This window comes from Paraferrimonas sp. SM1919, from assembly GCF_010993985.1.
In the GTDB taxonomy this organism is placed as follows: Bacteria; Pseudomonadota; Gammaproteobacteria; order Enterobacterales; family Shewanellaceae; genus SM1919.
Genome location: NZ_WINH01000123.1, coordinates 1 through 546, shown reverse-complemented (window position 1 = coordinate 546; position 546 = coordinate 1). Strand labels below are relative to the sequence as shown.

Below are 546 nucleotides of genomic sequence, written 5' to 3'. Positions count from 1 at the left end.
TTAACACGTCCTTCATCGCCTCTGATTGCCTAGGCATCCACCGTATACGCTTAGTCACTTAACCATACAACCCACATGAGTTTTGTATAAAGACCCTTGTGTCTTTCCAGCGTCCTCCATGAGTAGAGGCCTGTAAAAGATAAAAGATTGTACTGTGACAATGGTTTGCTTAAGTTTGTAATAACTTTCGTTATCACATTGAACTTTTAAAGATAAATAACAAACAAGTTTGTTATTTTTATCAGCTTTTCCAAATTATTAAAGAACGTCGATACATTAAGTATCTATCTATCACCTACTTGCTGCTTACGCAGGATAATCGTTTTGAGACAAGGCGGATGAGATTTTTTAGCTCGGGAGCATACGTTGTTTGTATGTGACCGAGTAAAAAACGAATCCAACGCCGTATCAGAGCGATTAGACAAGTAAGGTCAAGTAATCTGTGTGAACACTCAACAAACGTTGAATATCAATTTAGGTAAGGAGGTGATCCAGCCCCAGGTTCCCCTAGGGCTACCTTGTTACGACTTCACCCCAGTCATGAAC

Annotated in this window: 1 rRNA gene; it reads right to left on the bottom strand. The window is 39.7% G+C overall.

Going from position 1 to position 546, the window contains the following annotated elements:
- Positions 1-479: 479 nt before the first annotated feature.
- Positions 480-546, bottom strand: a 16S ribosomal RNA gene (locus GFB48_RS17440); the annotation flags it as partial.